This is a genomic window from Streptacidiphilus sp. ASG 303, assembly GCF_020991365.1.
Lineage (GTDB): Bacteria > Actinomycetota > Actinomycetes > Streptomycetales > Streptomycetaceae > Peterkaempfera.
The window spans coordinates 51,057-66,651 of the sequence record NZ_JAJLRA010000019.1 but is presented as its reverse complement, the minus strand read 5'-3'; the positions used below and the strand labels follow the sequence as shown (position 1 = coordinate 66,651).

General features: G+C 72.9%; 6 protein-coding genes and 2 pseudogenes. 5 read left to right on the top strand and 3 right to left on the bottom strand.

Annotation, left to right across the window (positions count from 1 at the left end; all coding sequences use genetic code 11):
* The first annotated feature begins 49 nt into the window (after positions 1 to 49).
* From LO771_RS30825 to LO771_RS21280, 3 genes and pseudogenes are all read left to right on the top strand, one after another.
* Positions 50 to 313, top strand: coding sequence for an aldehyde dehydrogenase family protein (locus LO771_RS30825; RefSeq protein ID WP_255744671.1), 264 nt, complete (start codon positions 50 to 52; stop codon positions 311 to 313).
* A gap of 89 nt (positions 314 to 402) precedes the next feature.
* Positions 403 to 561, top strand: a pseudogene (locus tag LO771_RS31695) (aldehyde dehydrogenase); the annotation flags it as partial.
* A gap of 484 nt (positions 562 to 1,045) precedes the next feature.
* A pseudogene (locus LO771_RS21280) lies at positions 1,046 to 1,363 on the top strand (alpha/beta fold hydrolase); the annotation flags it as partial.
* A 270-nt stretch (positions 1,364 to 1,633) separates the two neighbouring features.
* Here LO771_RS21280 and LO771_RS21270 read toward each other — a convergent pair.
* Entirely contained in the window at positions 1,634 to 10,639 is a 9,006-nt protein-coding gene (locus tag LO771_RS21270; RefSeq protein WP_230654860.1) for a hypothetical protein, read from the bottom strand.
* Positions 10,640 to 12,655: 2,016 nt separating this feature from the next.
* Here LO771_RS21270 and LO771_RS21265 point away from each other — a divergent pair.
* Positions 12,656 to 13,279, top strand: coding sequence for a TetR/AcrR family transcriptional regulator (locus tag LO771_RS21265; RefSeq protein ID WP_230654858.1), 624 nt, complete (start codon positions 12,656 to 12,658; stop codon positions 13,277 to 13,279).
* 265 nt (positions 13,280 to 13,544) lie between these two features.
* Here LO771_RS21265 and LO771_RS21260 read toward each other — a convergent pair whose 3' ends face one another.
* Positions 13,545 to 14,285: a 3-oxoacyl-ACP reductase family protein gene (locus tag LO771_RS21260; RefSeq protein WP_230654854.1), complete on the bottom strand. Its 741-nt coding sequence runs from the start codon at positions 14,283 to 14,285 to the stop codon at positions 13,545 to 13,547.
* Between LO771_RS21260 and LO771_RS21255 the strand changes: the two genes are divergently transcribed.
* The gene (locus LO771_RS21255) at positions 14,284 to 14,475 is read left to right on the top strand and encodes a hypothetical protein (RefSeq protein WP_230654852.1); all 192 of its coding nucleotides are present in this window, start codon (positions 14,284 to 14,286) and stop codon (positions 14,473 to 14,475) included. The two genes, LO771_RS21260 and LO771_RS21255, sit on opposite strands and share 2 nt — an antisense overlap.
* Positions 14,476 to 14,850: 375 nt before the next feature.
* Here LO771_RS21255 and LO771_RS21250 read toward each other — a convergent pair whose 3' ends face one another.
* Positions 14,851 to 15,588 (bottom strand): flavodoxin family protein, encoded by a 738-nt coding sequence (locus tag LO771_RS21250; RefSeq protein WP_230654850.1) that lies wholly within the window; start codon positions 15,586 to 15,588, stop codon positions 14,851 to 14,853.
* Positions 15,589 to 15,595: the final 7 nt, after the last annotated feature.

Here is a 15,595-nt window from a genome sequence, read left to right as displayed (position 1 = left end):
CCAACGGCAAGGCGGTCGTCACGGGGGGCCGGTCGGCGTCGCAGGGCCGCTGACGCCGGGGAACGGCAACCCCTGGTCCGTCTGCGGCAAGGCGGCGGCCGCGCTCGCGGCCGGCTGCACCGTGGTCGCCAAGCCGGGTGAACCGAGCGCGCTCGAGGCCCGGATCCCCGTGGAGTGCTTTGACAAGGCCGCCCTGCCTCCCGCCGTCGTCAACGTCGTCAACGGCCCCGGCGCCACGGTCGGCAGCACCCTCACCCGCAGCCCCGACGTTCAGAGGATCTCCTTCACCGGCTCGACCGAGGTCGGCCGGTAGATCGACCACGACGCGACCGAGACGATGAAGCGCGTCATGCCGGGACTCGGCGGCAGGTCCCCGACGCCGTCCTCGACGACGACGCCGGCATGGGCAAGGCGGTCCGGTCCGCTCCCACCACGGGGCCGATCGGCACCGGCCGGGCCTGCATCGCCGGAACCCGTGTCCTCGTTCCCGCACGCCGGGCGGACGAGGCGAGGGCCGCGCTGAAGGCCGGAGACGGGAGTCTGAAGATCGGCGACCCGATCCGGCCCGTGGAGTCCCGTGCGCACGAGAAGCGCGTCCGGAGCTGCATCCGCAAGGGAGCCGCGATCTTTTCAACCGCATGCTCGGACAGCTCCACCACTGCCTGCAGCACCGCAAGACGTCCGACGAGCACACCGCCTTCCCGACCGGGCTCGCCACCGCGGCTTGAAGGCGTGATGGCCGTCCCGCCGTGCGTTCCGTGCGACCTGGTGCGGGTGCCGGCCAGGTGTGCGTACGACGTCCGCGGAAACAAGAGCCGACAGACGGTGTGTCAGCTCTGGGGGCGCCGACGGAGAGCGTCGGCCGGCGCAGGCTCCCGGCTCCGGCGGTCCCCGACCGGACTGCCGGCGGCCTGCGGACCGGGTGGGCAGGGTCGCGACACGGCTGGAAAGGTGCAGCTTTGTTCGAGGGTTTCACAACCGGGCGAATTGAGCTCGATGAGGCATCGATCTTCGTCCGCCACGGCGGCGAGGGCCCACCCGTGGTGCTGCTCCACGGCCACCCGAGGACATCCGCGACGTGGTGCGCGCCATGCTGGAGGACTACCGCGCCGGCCTGGGCATCGACAGGCAGCACGAACAGGAGGACCGGGCCGCCGGAGCACGCATCCGGTGCCCGGCGTTGATCCTGTGGTCACTCCGGGACGACCTGGAGGACCTGTACGGCGACCCCGTGGAGATCTGGCGCCGGTGGGCGGAGCACGTCCGCGGCCACGGCATCGACTCCGGCCACCACGTGGCCGAACAGGCTCCGGAGGCGCTCGCTTCCTCGTTGGCGGACTTCTTCGCTGACAAGCCCGAGTGAGGAGCCGGTACCACCAGGCTCCCAGGGGCTTGGCCGACTGCCCCGCCGGGTCGCAAGCAGCTCGGCACGCCGAACGCCTGAGGTGTCCTGCCGGCGTGGAGCCCGGCGGACCTGCGCCGGCGGGGGCTGCGGCGCGAGCGGATCGGCGGGATGCCGCACACCGGCGGGATGAGGGCCTGGCTGCCGGCGGTGTTGCCGGCGGAGGCGCCCCACGGGGGCGGCAGGCCGCTGCGGTCGCGGACGAGCGGATCTTCGATCCCCCCGACCCCGTCAGCGGCCCGTCAGCACCCCGCCGGACGGGAAGGGCTCCGCTCCGTCGGGATGGTCCGGGTCCCGCCGGGTCGGCCTCGGCTGCAGGTCGGCGGCGGCCTCCTCCGATGGACCCGCCGGTGCCGCCGTCCGCTCGGGCCGCTTGCCCTCCCTCCGCTCCCACCGCCAGCCGTCCTCGGCGCCTGCGGACCCGGCGCGATCGCCCGCGGCGCCGTCCCGCCTCGGGACGGCCGCCAGATAGGCGTCTCCCCGCCGGTAGACGGTGACTTCGCGGACTCCGGGTGCGTCGGCCCCGGCATGGCGGCGGTGGGAGCCGTCCTCCTCGACGACGGTCAGGTTGACGCGCAGGATCCACGCGGTCAGGCGTGCCGCCGTGTCGGCCGTCTCCGCGTCCCAGCCGCGGGCCTCCCGCAGGTTCAGCCCGGCCAGCAGGTGGGATTCCTCCGGGGTGAGCCGGTCGCGCAGCGCCTCCGGAAGCAGCCCACCGCTCCGGATGACCTGGTCGCGGTCGCCGTCGGACCTGCCGGTCAGCTGCTCCAGCTCACGGCTGTGGAAGACCGCGCGCGGGTCCAGGCGTGCGCCGTCCGACAGGGCCGCGCTCGCCGAGACCCTGTTCGCCAGATCGGCGGGGTCGTCGGCGGTGCGGTGCAACGCCGCCAGGACGGCGGCGTAGAAGCCGTTCCCGTCGCCCACGGGCCGGTACAGGTCGAAGGTCCGGTGGCGTCCGTCGGGCTCCGTGGCCACGAGGACGCGGTGGTCGGCGGCCGCGTCGAAGGACGGGGGCCCCTCGGCGGCTCCGGCCTGCCGCTGCCACGGCGGTGTGCCGTGGGCCTGGTTCACCCCGGACGCGTCCTGCCGCACGGCCGTCGCCGCGGGTGCCTGCGTCCTCGGCGCGGCTGTCTTCGGCGCTCCCGCCTTCGGTGCCTCCGCCTTCGGTGCCTCCGCCTTCGGCGTTGGCGGCTTCGCCGCCTTGGCCCCCGGCTGCTCCGGCGGGGAGTAGGCCACGGCCGGCGGCTCGGGCTGCCCGCGTCCCGGATCGGCGGGGTCGAGCTGGTGCCAGGCGGTGAGCCGGTCGGCGCCCGCCCGCACCCGGGCGTACTCGCGGGCGAGCGCGTTGGCGTACGCCTCCCGGTCGTGCAGTTCCGCCTCGATCTCCGCCATCCGGTTCCTTGCCTCCTCCAGTGCGCGGCGGGCGGCGTCCTGGACGGCATCCGCCCGCTCCGCCTGCTCGAGGCCCGCCCGCGCCTCGTCGATCAGCTGGGACCGCAGCTCCTCCCAGCCGTCGTGTGCGGCTTCGGCCTCCTCCTGCTGCCGCTCCAGCGCACGGAGGGTGTACCGGGCGCCCTCGACGGCCCTCCGTGTGTCCCCGTCGCGGTCGGTGAGGTCCTTGAGGCGGGATTCGGCCTCCGCCAGGTGGGCGGAGCGGGTCGCGCCCTCGGTGCGGCGCAGGTCCCAGTAGGCCTTGTCGGCGGCCACCCACTGCTTGTCCGCCTTGGTGACGGCGTTCCACGCCTCGCCCACCCGGGCCGGGAAGTTGGTGTCGTCGATCAGCCCCAGCTGGCGGGCGACGTCCTCGCGCACCCAGGCCAGCACCGTGGTGTCGGTCTCCATGGCCTGGGGCTGCCGCTCCACGTGTCCGAAGGCGCTGCGGATCCATGCCGCCGGGGCGCTGTCCTTGACGTGGTGGTGGACGTGGGCGACGGTCAGCCAGGTCGTGGGGACGGCGAACAGGAACGTGCGGACCGCGTTGTCCGGTTTGACGTTCACCGATCCCAGCCGGTCGGCGGAGAGCCCCGAGGCCGCGGTTTCGGCGTCCTGGGTGCCGAAGGAGGATCCCACCTGGTTCGTACCGGCCGCCGAGGAGACGGCCGGCCCGCCGGACAGGCTGTGCTCCGCCGCCTCGGCGTCGGCGGAGGAGGAGCCGCTGCCGTGCAGGTCCCGCCTGGCCGTCTCGAACTTCACACCGTCCGCGACCGTCAGCAGCCGGGACCGGGAGAGGTCCGGCCTGGAGCGGAGCGTCAGACTGCCGTCCGCACCGCCGAGCAGGCCCCGGTCGGTCAGGCCCGCCACCTGGTAGCCCTCCGGAGTCAAGGTGTGGGCGTAGAAGGCGGTCAGCGCCAGGTTGGACGTGCCGTCCTCCAGGTTCTGCGCCGCCCCCTTGCCGTAGCGGGTCAGCGGGGTGTTCCTGGCCCGTGCCAGCAGGTCCGCGTCGACGACGCCCCGCTCCGGTACCGGCAGGGAGGGGTCGTACGCCGCACCCAGGGCGAGTACGTTGGCGGTGCGCAGGTGCTCCAGGCCGACGATGCCGCGGACCGCGAAGCCCTCGTGCGGCATCGTGAACGGCTCGCCCCCGTCGACCCCGCCGCGGAGCCACGCGTCCACGTCCGGCAACCCCGGTGCGGCGACCGGGCGGGGTCCGTCGTGCTGGTGGACGGGCTGCCGGACCGGCGCAGCGGACGGCTCGGCCCCGTCCTGCGGGTCGGGTCGCATCAGACTGAGCGGGAAGTGCTCGATCAGGCTGCCCACGTGCGCCTGGATCGAGACGACGTGCCTGCGCCGGCCGGTCCACATACGCACCCAGTCGTCGGCCCGGCCCTTCCGGCCGGCCGTGGCCGGCTGCGGGGTCCCGGCGGCCGGCTCGGTGCCGGTGATCTCCAGGTGGAGCCGGAGGTCGTACGGCGTGGCGTACTCGCCGTGGGCCTGCGTGGTCGTCACCGTCGCGATCTGCACGGTGCCGTCGGTCTGCGTCCGGGTGGTCGACCGCACCGAGGAGCCCGCCTGCGCGTAGGCCGGTCCGGCGGACCTGACCACGGGGTCGCCCACGTGCGCGCCCTCGGAAACCGCGAGGCCGAGCGCCGTGCCCGAGGAGTGGCCCTGGGCCTGCTGGACGGTCTCCACCGCCTGCCGGTGCTCCTCCAGCTCCGCGCTGTGCCCCAGGCCGCGGAAGCCGCCGCCCCGGCCGGGGATCAGTTCGGCCCGTATCCGCACCTGGCGGCTGCCGATCCACGCCTGTGCCCACTCCGCGCCCCACCGGCCGATGCGGGCCGGCACGGAGGAACCCGCGCCGGTCATCTCCTTGGCGACGGCCCGCACCACGCGCTCCGAGACCAGCTGGCGCAGCTGCTCCTCGTCCCGCGTCGGCAGTCCCAGGGGCTTCAGCCTCTCCACGAACTGCCGGAGCACGCCCGCCGTGTCGAGGGAGTTGACGGGCCAGCTGCCGAACGGCCGGTCCCTCAGCCACGGCAGCGGGGACCACGCCACCTCGTCGTACAGCGGCACCTCCCCGATGCCGTCCTCCATCGCCCCGAGCCGGTGGGCGCTCTTCTCCGGCACGTGGCCGTACCAGCCGTCCGGGACCACGAGCTCACGCCCCGACACCCCGGCCAGGGCCCTCGGCACGAAGGGCACGTCGTGCGCGCCGCGGCCGAGCCTGCTGGAGGCGGCTGCGATCTCGTGCCGCACGGGGGCGCTCACGAGGACGTGGCGGCCGGCGTCCTTGCGGTTGATCTCCGCGACGGCGGACCGCTGGACGGTGACGGAGGTCGAGGTGACGCGGCGGTACGGGCCCGCCATGAGGGTGTAGCTGCCGGTGACCCCGCCGCCCGCGGGGTGGGACCTCATGAAGGCCACCTGGCCGCCGAAGAAGAGCGTGCTGGTCCTCACGCTGCGGCCGGATGCCTGGACGGCGCCACCGATGGTCGTCTCGCTCTCGACCTTCACCGCCCTGGTGAGAGCGGTCATGCCGGGCATGACGGCCGTCCGGTGCACGAGCACCGTCGAGCGGTCCAGGTAGGGGGACGGGGACCACAGCCCCGGCGACCGCAGGCCCGTGGGGGAGAAGGTCTCGTTGAAGTTCGCGATCAGGCTCTCGTTCTGGACGATCCGCTCGGCCGCGTCGTACGCGGGGGCGCCCCTCTGCGTCACCGTCCAAGAACCGCCCGACGCGTCGTGGAGCACGTCCCGCAGGAGGCGGGTGAGCTGCCCGCCGCCTGTGACGGAGAGCGTCTGGTGGGGGTGGGACGAGATCTCGGAGGCCGCCGACGACGACTCTGTCCCCAGCGCCAGCCCGCGGGCCGCCGCGACGGGCATCGTCCTCGGCCGCGGAGCCTCCCGGACGCCCGACGGAGGCCTGACGGGCGTGTGGTCGACGGGGACGCTGAGCAGCACCCGGCCCAGCCCCGGCGCGTCCCGCACCGCGGTGCCGGGCCCGGGAGGCGCGATCAGGGCCTCCTCCCGCTGCCGGAACACGAACGGCTGCGTGCCCAGGACGTTCATGGACACCAGGCCGCGCATCCACCGGCGGGGGCGCACGAAACCGCCGCGTTCGACCCTGAGCCTGACCTCGTAGCTGTACAGGTGCGAGCCGCTGGTGCCGATCGACATCGCCTCGTGGGTGGCGGTCGAGCCGTAGACGCTCCCCGACTCGGTGCGCCTGCCGTACCTGCCGCCCAGGGAGGCGGTGCCCGCCTGCAGCGGACCGCCGATCTCGTCGCGCTGGCTGTCGCGTACCGACAGCAGGCCCTCGGCACCCATCTGCAGCGCACGTGAACCGCTCTGCTGACCGCCCACGTTCTCGCTGCCCGGCGCGCTGTAGCGGATGCGCAGGTCCTCCTGCGTGCCCTCATAGCGCCGTCCGGTCAGTTCCGCGTCGATCCACACGTAGCGGTGCCCCCTGGTGGCACGGCCCGATTCGGCCAGGTCGATCCGCAGGCCCGTAGTGATCATCGTGCCCAGACCCGATGCGAGGCTCTGGTGGGACAGCCGGTTCAGCACCTCCAGCGTGTTGGACAGCACGGTCTGGTAATGGCCGGAGCCGCGCAGACGGGGATGGTCCGACCGGAGCTCGTCCAGGGGCACGACGAGGCCCGGGTACGCCCTGTCGATCTCCCGGAGCACGGTGTCGGCGAACTGCTCCGGGAAGGTCACCGTCCGGCCGTCGACGTCGCGGGAGACGGCCCCGTCGGCGAAGGTGAACTCCTCCACCCTGCTCATACCGAGGGTCTGAGGCCGGTCCGCCGCGAGGTAGGGCGGCGCGAAGGGCTCCTCGCCCTCCGGCCTGCCCGGGCCCAGCCCGGCCAGACGGCGGGCCTCGGTCCGGGTCAGCCGTTCGAGCGCCCAGGTGTGGAACGTCCCGGTGCGCGCGCTCCCGTCCGTCAGCGCTCCTTCGGGACGCGGCGGGGCGGTGACGGTGACGGTCTTGCGCACCAGGTACAGGCCGGTCGTGGCGCCTTTGGCCTGTGCGGCGATCCTGATCGCCGCGGAGTGCCCGAAAGCGGTGCCGTGGGTGCTCGACGCTCCGTAGCGGATGTTGGCCCCGGCCAGCATCCGCAGGTCGACCGCCCCGTGGCCCAGGCCGAACAGCTGCAGTCCGGGACCGGCGGAGGCACCGACCTCGACGCTGCGGGAGGTGCTGACCAGCTGCTCGTTGCGGACGGTGGACTGCGCGCCGTCGCGCAGCTCGGCGGCCTTCGTCCCGTTGACGAGGGTCGCCCGGACGGACTCGACGCGCACCGTGAAGACGCCCAGCGGTCTGAGGCCCTTGCTGCCGCCGTACAGCTGCGGGGTGTACACGGCGCCCGCATGGAGCACACGGCTCATCCGGTGGAAGTTCTCGGTCGAGAAGAAGTCGTTGATCTGGGCGGCGGTCCCGGTGTGCTCCTCCACCCCGGCCTGGGAGAGCACCCAGTCGCGGATGTGGCCCACCGGGCCGAACACCTCGGTGTTCACCATCCGGAACCGGGAACCGCGGCCCAGCGTCAGCTCGTCCGGCAGTCCCCCCTCCGGCTGCTTGGGGAGGGTGAGGGAGTCGGCGATCCGCACGGTGAGGCCGTCGCGCACGGCGAAGCCGAACTCCGCCTGGTGCCGGACAGGACCGCCCTCGACGACCTGCCTCCCGTCCAGGGTGACGGGACGGCCGCGGCTGTCCCTGACCGAGAACTGGTACCAGACGTCGTCCAGATGGACGTGCGAGCCGTCCGTGGTGCGGGTCTCGGTCTGGTGCACCAGCTGGTTCTGCAGGTTGTACCGCGCCTGCTTGCCGGTGGAGAAGCGGACGTTCACCCTGCCCCAGGGGCTGAAGGGGAGCTTGGCGGGTCCGAGGGGCGCCGTCGGGGCCCACGTCATGGAGGTGCTGTTGACCTTGACCTGGCCGCTGGTGGCCGTGGACCGCTGCATCGTGTCGACCTTGACCGGCTTCGCGAAGCCGAAGGTGAACCGCTCCCAGTTCCCGTACGGCCGGGCGGTCACCTCCAGCGTTCGGAAGGTCCTGTCCGCCGCCTCGTAGACGAACCTCCTGCCGTCACCGAAGAACGCCTGCGGATCATCCCGCAGGCTCCGGCTCACCTGGTCCAGCAGACCCGTGCCGCCCGGGGCGCCCGAGTGGCGAGGGGGGGCCGGCCGGACGGCGTCCGACCCCTGCAGGAAGCCGTCGAGCTCCCGCACGACCAGGTCGGCGCCGCGCAGCACGTGATGGCCCTGGCCGAGGCCGAAGGACCGGCGGACGACGTCCGCCGGCAGGCCGTCCAGCATCTCGCGGAGGCCGCCGGTGAGGTGGGGCGGCAGCACGGCCCCGTCGCTGAACCGGACCGGGCCGGTGGCCTCAGCCGCCGGGGGCAGCCCGTGATCGACCCGGGGCGGCCGCCGTCTGCCCAGGTCGCCCTCGATGGTCGTGAGGCGCCACCTGTCGGGACGGGGGACGACTGGGGCCGGCTCCCGGACGGGGCCCCGGACGGCGGTGGACGTGCCTGCCGCCGCCTCGGCGACGCCGGTCGGTCCGGTCCCGCCGGTGGTCCGGGACTCCCCGGGTCGCAGGTCTCCGCCGCCCAGGATGCGGGCCGGCTCCAGGCCCGCGATGTGCCGGGCTACCTCCTCGCCCCGCTCCCGCGGCCCCTGCCGGGTGAAGGCGGCACCGTGCCGCGTCTCCAACGCGCGGTGGACTTCGCTCACCCGCTCGGCCGTCACCGGGGGCCGATCCATCGCCCGGAGGCTGTTGTTCACGGTGTGGACGACGAATGCGTCCCGGGTCGGGCCGGGCGGTGCCGGCTCGGTGTGTGTCGTCACGTCGACGGTCCCGGTGGAGGCAGGCCCGTAGCTGCCGTCCTGCTCGTACCTGCCGGCCCGCCCGTTCGCACGGTTCTCGTCCGGCCCGTGGGCGTGGGGGGCGGTGTCGGGATCCGGGAGGATGGTCGGGCGGGCGTGGAGGTCGTCGGTGCGGGGGGTGGTGTCCGGGCGGTGTGCGGCGGGCGTGTCCTGCGGGCGTGGGGCGGTGGCGGGGTCTGCGGTCGTGCCGGCAACCGTGCGGGGTGCGTCTACCGGCGGGGTGTGGGGGGTCTGGGGTGCGGGTGCGGCAGGGTCGAGGGTGCGGGGGGTGCCGGGTGCGGGGTCCGGGGCCGCGGTCCGGCCGGTGATGGTGTCGGTGGTGCGGGCCGGGCCGGTGGTGGTGTCGATGGTGGTGGTGCGGCTGCCGCCTGCGGTTGTGCGGGATCCGGTGGGTGCGGGGGCAGTGTGTTCCGGTGCCGCGGTGGCGGGGCGGGGGCCACCCGGGGTGAGGGCGGGTGCTGTCTCGGTGCGGGTGGGGTCTGCGGGTGCGGGGTCGGGATGGGGGGTGAGGTGGGTGGTGAAGCCGGGCAGGTCGGGGGCCGTGGTCCGGCCGTTCGTGCCCAGTGCCGGGGCGGGGGCTTGGGCCGGGCCTGCGGCGGCGCCCGTGGTGGTGCCCGGGCGGGGGGCGGTGGCGCCGGTGGCGGCGAGGGCCTCCCCGCCGGTGCCGGTGCCCGGGTGGGCGGCGGTGCCGTTGGTGGTAGCCGGCGTCGCGGCGGTGCTCCGGGTGACGGTGGGGGCCTCTGTGCCGCCGGTGCCGGTGCTGGTTTCGGCGGTGGTGCGGAGGTCGATCATGGGCGGTGCGGAACTCGCCTGCTGCCCCGCCCCGGTCGTGGTGGTGGTCTCCTGCGCGGTGGTGCTGGTGGTGCTGGTGGTGCTGGTGGTGCTGGTGGTGCCGGTGGTGCTGGTGGTGCCGGTGGTGCCGGTGGTGCCGGTGGTGCTGGTGGTGCTGGTGGTGCTGGTGGTGCCGGTGGTGCGGGGGGCGCCCGCGTCGCCGCTGCCGGCTCTGGCGGTCGGGCGCGCCGGGGCGTCGACGGCGGACGGGTGCAGGTTGACCTCGCCGGGCAGGTGGGGCGCGTGGATCTTGACGCCGGCCTCGCCCTTGTCACCGCCGCCGAAGCGGCGCCGGCCGCCCCCGCCGAACAGCGACCCCGCCGCGCCGGAGGTGAAGGTCCCCAGCAGCGACGCCGGGTCGTTCAGTCCGCCCAGCGCGGCCCAGGAGGCCACCGCGACCCCGGTGCCGATCGCCGCCTTCCCCTTCAGCGACTGCGCGAACTTCGGGGCCTTGACCGCGGCCGCACCGAAGGCCAGGCCCCCGACCGCGCCGGAGACCGCGCCGGACTTGACCGTCTGGACCGTGCTCTCCACGCTCCACTTGGTGCGGTCCTTCTTGATCCATATCTGGTAGGCCTGGATCAGGGCGTCCGGCAGCACCATCATCGCCGTGCCCGCCGCGATCGCCCTCAGCATCTGGCGCAGGATCATCTTCACCGCCGCCCGCGCGGAGGCCACCAGCGCCGGGACCACCTCCGGCGCGTAGTAGATCCACTGCGCGATCTCGATGGCCAGCCACAGCAGCTGGAAGAGGATCATGAGCTTGGCGTACTCGACCTGCACGGCGTTCTCCCGCGCCAGGTCGCCCAGCGACCGGGAGGCGTCGGCCAGGTCGGGCAGGCTGCCCTGCAGCTGCTCCATGAACGTGCGGAACTCCTCGGCCACCTGGCCGCCGACGTTCTCCAGCACCGCGCCGCCGGCCGCCCCCAGCTGGCTGCTGATCCGCACCAGGTCCCGCGCGGCGCCCTGCCAGGCCTCGTCCAGCGACTGCAGCCGGTCCTCGTCCCCCTTCGGCCACGCCTGCCCCACCGCCAGGTAGGACACCCACTGCAAGGCCGGCGGGATCTCGATGCTCACGCCCGGATTCCGTCCTCGTCCCCGGACGCCACCGCACCGGCAGCCTCCGGCACCGCGCCGACCACGGACTTCGCTCCAGGGGACACCACGACCAAGGACCCTTCACCACCCGCACCCAACGGGCCTGTCACAGTTGTGGGTTCATCTGGATGAGAGGGATCAAAGGCGGTCGGCCGGGAGCCGACCGCTGAAGGGGCGGTCCTGAGCCGCCCCCAGGTCCGCCGCGGTACAGGTCGGCTTGAGGCGTGGGAGGTTCTGGACCGGTCCTGACCGGCCTCGTAGCGGAAGGAGGCCTGGATCAGCCGGACCGTGCAGGTCCGTGTGAGCCCGCGGGGCTGATCACGGTGATGGCTCCAGACACGCTCGCCGTGATCCCCGGCCGGGCCCACAGGGCGGCTGCCACGGGCCAGGCACCGGGCAGACAGGGAGAAGGCTGTCCTGTCCACCACGGCCGACCGGCGTCGACCCCTCTCCACGATCTGCTGCCCGAAAGCCCCTTGGTCTTCCGGCCCCCATGCCTCAGTGCGTTCGGCCTCGGCCCGGGGGACGTGGACCGGAGTCTGGTGCGGAAGTCCCTGCTGCCTGCTCCGGCCCAGTCGTGTCTCTCGCATCCGGGGTGGCCGGTGGTCCCGCCTCCGGGAGGCGGCCTCCGGCATGCGCCCGGTCAACCGGCGCAGCATCCCGCTGCACCCGGTCAGCCGCAGACCGCCCGCACAGGTCCGGTCGGCCGGCGGCCCGATCGTCCGGTCGTCCGCCGGATGCGTTCGAAGCACTGCAGGCCGGACCTCCTCAACCGCCTCGACCGAGACAGTCGCGTCGCTCATCAGGTGTTCTTCCTTGATCGGGAGTGACGCCGGAAAACGTACGGACCTGACTTGAACGCGCGATGTCGACCAGCTGTCCAGAGCGAGACGGATCTCGGGGAGGCATACGTCGATGAGTGGCGGTGCCCGACGGGCTGGGGTCTGGACCTGACGGCCCGGGCGGGCGGTGCGGAATCCGGTCCGGGTGTCGGTGTGCTCGTTCCGTTCGGCGCCGATTCTCGCGGTGGCCTCGGCTTCGATCAGTTCCTGGGGCATCCGCTCGGCCGCACCGCGGACGAGTTCGAGCCCGTCCGCGGAGCGTGGTGACTCCAGCAGCCGAAGTAAGTCATGCTGGGACAGGGCCACCTTGCACCTCCTGAGGTGAACTGGCCGTTCGCATCGGAGAGTTGCACGGTGGCCCGTCCTGCGAGCAGGGAGCAGAAGCCGCCCGGACACGCCCCCCTGGCGTACGCCTGAGCCGTGATCGGCTGCACCACATCAAGGGACGCCATCCAGGGTTGCCCGTGCCGTACCTGGCGTGAGGCCGCACGCTCTTTCCGAAACACGGTCCGGGCACGCCGGTGGACGGCGCGAGCAGCGCGGGCCCGGCCTTGTCCGCTTCGATTGCGCACCCGGTCGGCCGGTTCGGGAACGGTGGTGCAGCTTCCACGTCTGCGAGGCAGGCGCGGGAGGCCCACGAGGAGTACGCACTGCCGGCTGCACCCGCATGTCAGGGAGTAGGCGTCAGGCCGGCCCATGACCTGCCGCGGTGCCCTGGATGGCCTGCGGGGTGGTGGCGAACTCCTGGCCGTCACCGCCCTTCCGACGTCGGCCCGCAGCCTCGGCGGCGTCTGCCACTGCTCGCAGGCCAGGTGGATCTTCGTGGTCAGGTTGCCCCCGGTCCTTCCTCGGGCAGAGGCCGCAGGTCAATCGGCGAAGGTATGTTCTGCCAGCTGCTCCAGGCGGGCAGCCGTGCCGTTCCGCTGCGCGCGCCACAGTCCTTACTCGGCCGGAAGGCCGGTCGGGTTGTCGGCAACGTCTTGTGCGGCGGCGCGAAAGCGCCCCTGGATGCATGAGGGGCACAGGGTGCGCCCTCCGGGGTCGAGAACTTCCAGGGGCCACGGGAGTATGTGCTGTTGCGTTATCCGCCATATTCATTAAATTGAATTACTGTCAATATTTCTACCTAAAATGATAGTGATATGGTGGACCCGTGACTACCCGGAGATACAACTCACCCCGTCGTGCCAGTGCGGCGGCCGCGACGCGCCAGGCCATCCTGGACAGCGCGCAGGCACTCTTCCTGGCACGCGGGTACACCGAGGTCACCGTCGGTGAGATCGCGGAGGCGGCGGGGGTCGCCGTGCCCACCGTGTACAGCAGTGTGGGCAACAAGCCGAGCATCCTGAGGGCGCTGCTGGAACCCGTCCTGACGGATCCGGCCATTGCCGACACCCTGGCGGCGATCGAGGCCAGTGACGACCCGCGTGCCTTGATCGACCTCACCGCCGAGGGCACCCGGCTCACCCACGAACGCCACTGGGATCTCGTGTTCGAGCTGTTCTACCGTAATCCGCCCGGAGAGCCCGCGGTCAAGGCGGTCCTGGACCGCGGGGCCGACAGCTACGTCCAGATCCTGACCGCCGTGGCCGACCGCCTCGGGGCGCTCGACGCGCTTCGTCCGGGGATCGGACGCGAGGAGGCGGCCGACCTGCTCATCTTCTATCTCGGCCCTCACGCGTGGATGACGCTTGTCGGCGAGCGCGCATGGTCGTTCGAGCGTGCCCAGGCGTGGATGGCCCGCTCTGCCGGCCGAGCGTTGCTCGCGGAGTCCTGATCCGGGAGTGTTTTCAGCGCCGAAGTTGCACCTTGGGCGCGGGCGCGGCCCGATCTGTTCCGCCGGCTCCCGTACGGCAACCGGCGTCGCCGGCACTCGGTTCTGCAGGACCTCACGCCCGTCGCGTCCGAACGGCGGCTGATCGACTCCGGTGGCCTCGGCCTCGCGACAGGAAATCCGGTGCCCGCGCTCGGGGTGCAGCCCCACGCGGTGGCCTCCCTTCGCGGGCCGGGCCCCGGCGTGGTCGCGAGGTCGAGCCCGCGTGTCAGGCGGTGAAGCCGCCGTCGACATGGATCGAGGCTCCCGTGATGTACGCGCCGTCCGCACTTGCCAGGTGGGCGACGGTGGCCGCGATCTCGGCCGCTTCCGCGTAGCGGCCCACAGCCGTGAAGCCGGCGATCACCTCGGCGTTCGGCCCGTCAGCGGGGTTGGTGTCCGTGTCGGTGGGGCCGGGGTGCACCAGATTGACGGTGACTCCCCGCGGACCGAGTTCTCTGGCCAGGCCCTTCGTCATCCCGACCAGGGCCGACTTGCTCATCGAGTACAGCGCCAGTCCGGGGAAAACCGCGCGCTCGGCGACATTGCTGCCGATACTGATGATGCGGCCGCCCCGGCCCATGTGACGCGCCGCCGCCTGGGACGCTGCGAACGGCGCCCGGACGTTCACCGCCAGGGTGCGATCGATCTCTGCCGACCCCAGGTCCTCGAGCGGGCCGACGAGGAAGACGCCGGCGTTGTTGACCAGGATGTCGAGTCCGCCGAACACCGCGGCGGCCTCGTCCACCGCGGCGGTGAGTGCCTCCGGGATGGCGCTGTCGGCCTGGACAGCCAGTGCCCGGCGCCCTCGGTCCTTGATCTGCTCCACCACCCGGGCGGCGCGTTCCGCGCTGTTCTCATAGGTCAGGACGACGTCGGCGCCTTCTTCGGCCAGCCGTAGCGCCACAGCGGCACCGATGCCCCGGCTGCCGCCTGTGATCAAGGCCGTGCTTCCTTCAAGTCGGTTCATGACGTTCAGCATCGTCGGCATCAGCGCCGGAGACCGGCGGGAATCCGACCTGGCGTTCGGCCTCCAGGAGGGCGACGCCATCCTGATCACGAAACCGCCCCGGAGGAGGAAGACCGTGTCCTGCGGGAGCCGTGATCAGGAGGTCCACCAGGGCGGCGGCGTACGGGCAGTGAACGTATCCCCGGGCTGATGGGGATGAGGCTCCCCCGGTGGCGGATGCACGCGTGTCCGCCTTCACGGGGGAGGATCCCCGCCCTTCCGCGGTGGCGTGGCCCTCGCCCTCGCCCGGCGCATGGGTGATGTCCGCTCCGCCCGGCGGTACGACGCACACGTCCGTCGTCTCGATGAGCTCCATCGGGCGGTCGTCGGAGTCGGCCACGGCCGAGCGCCGGCCGGCCGACGGCAGAGGCGTCCCGTCGTGCTCCTGCTCGTGCTCGTACCCGGCAGGCAGTGCGGCGGCAGCGGTCCCGGATCCGTCGAGGGGCGCAGCGGCGGACCTGTCACGCAGGGATCCCGGAAAGGCGGATTCGGGCCTGTGCAGCCCTCGGGGCGGCCGGGGGAGCCCCTACCGGTGCTCGGGGTTCTCGTTGTCGCGGCGGCATCCGGCGTCCCAGGCGCTGCGCTGGTTGCCGTACGCGGGGATGCCGCCGAGGTCCTTCAGCATCCGGGCCAGGTGCAGCAGGTTCCAGGTCATGAAGGTGGTGTTGCGGTTGGTGAACTCGTTCTCCGGACCGCCCGATCCGGGATCGAGGTACGAGGGTCCGGGTCCCGCCTCGCCGATCCAGCCGGCGTCCGCCTGCGGAGGGATGGTGTAGCCCAGGTGCTGCAGGCTGTAGAGCACGTTCATGGCGCAGTGCTTGACCCCGTCCTCGTTGCCGGTGATCAGGCAGCCGCCGACACGGCCGTAGTAGGCGTACTGGCCGGCTTCGTTGAGCAGGCTGGAGCAGGCGTAGAGGCGTTCGATCACCCGCTTCGTCACGGAGCTGTTGTCGCCCAGCCAGATGGGGCCCGCCAGCACGAGGATGTCGGCCGCCAGGACCTGCCGGTACAGGTCCGGCCAGGCGTCCGTCGGCCAGCCGTGCTCCGTCATGTCGGGCCACACGCCGGTGGCGATGTCGTGGTCCACGGCCCGCACGACGTCGACGTGCACTCCCTGTGCAGCCATGATGGCGGTGCTCCGGTCGATCAGGCCCTGGGTGTTGCTCGTCTCCGGCGACCGCTTGAGGGTGCAGTTGACCACGAGGGCCCGCAGGTCGTCGTACCGGGCCGGTGGCGTGTCGGCGGCAGGTGGCGAAGCGGTCACACGGTCC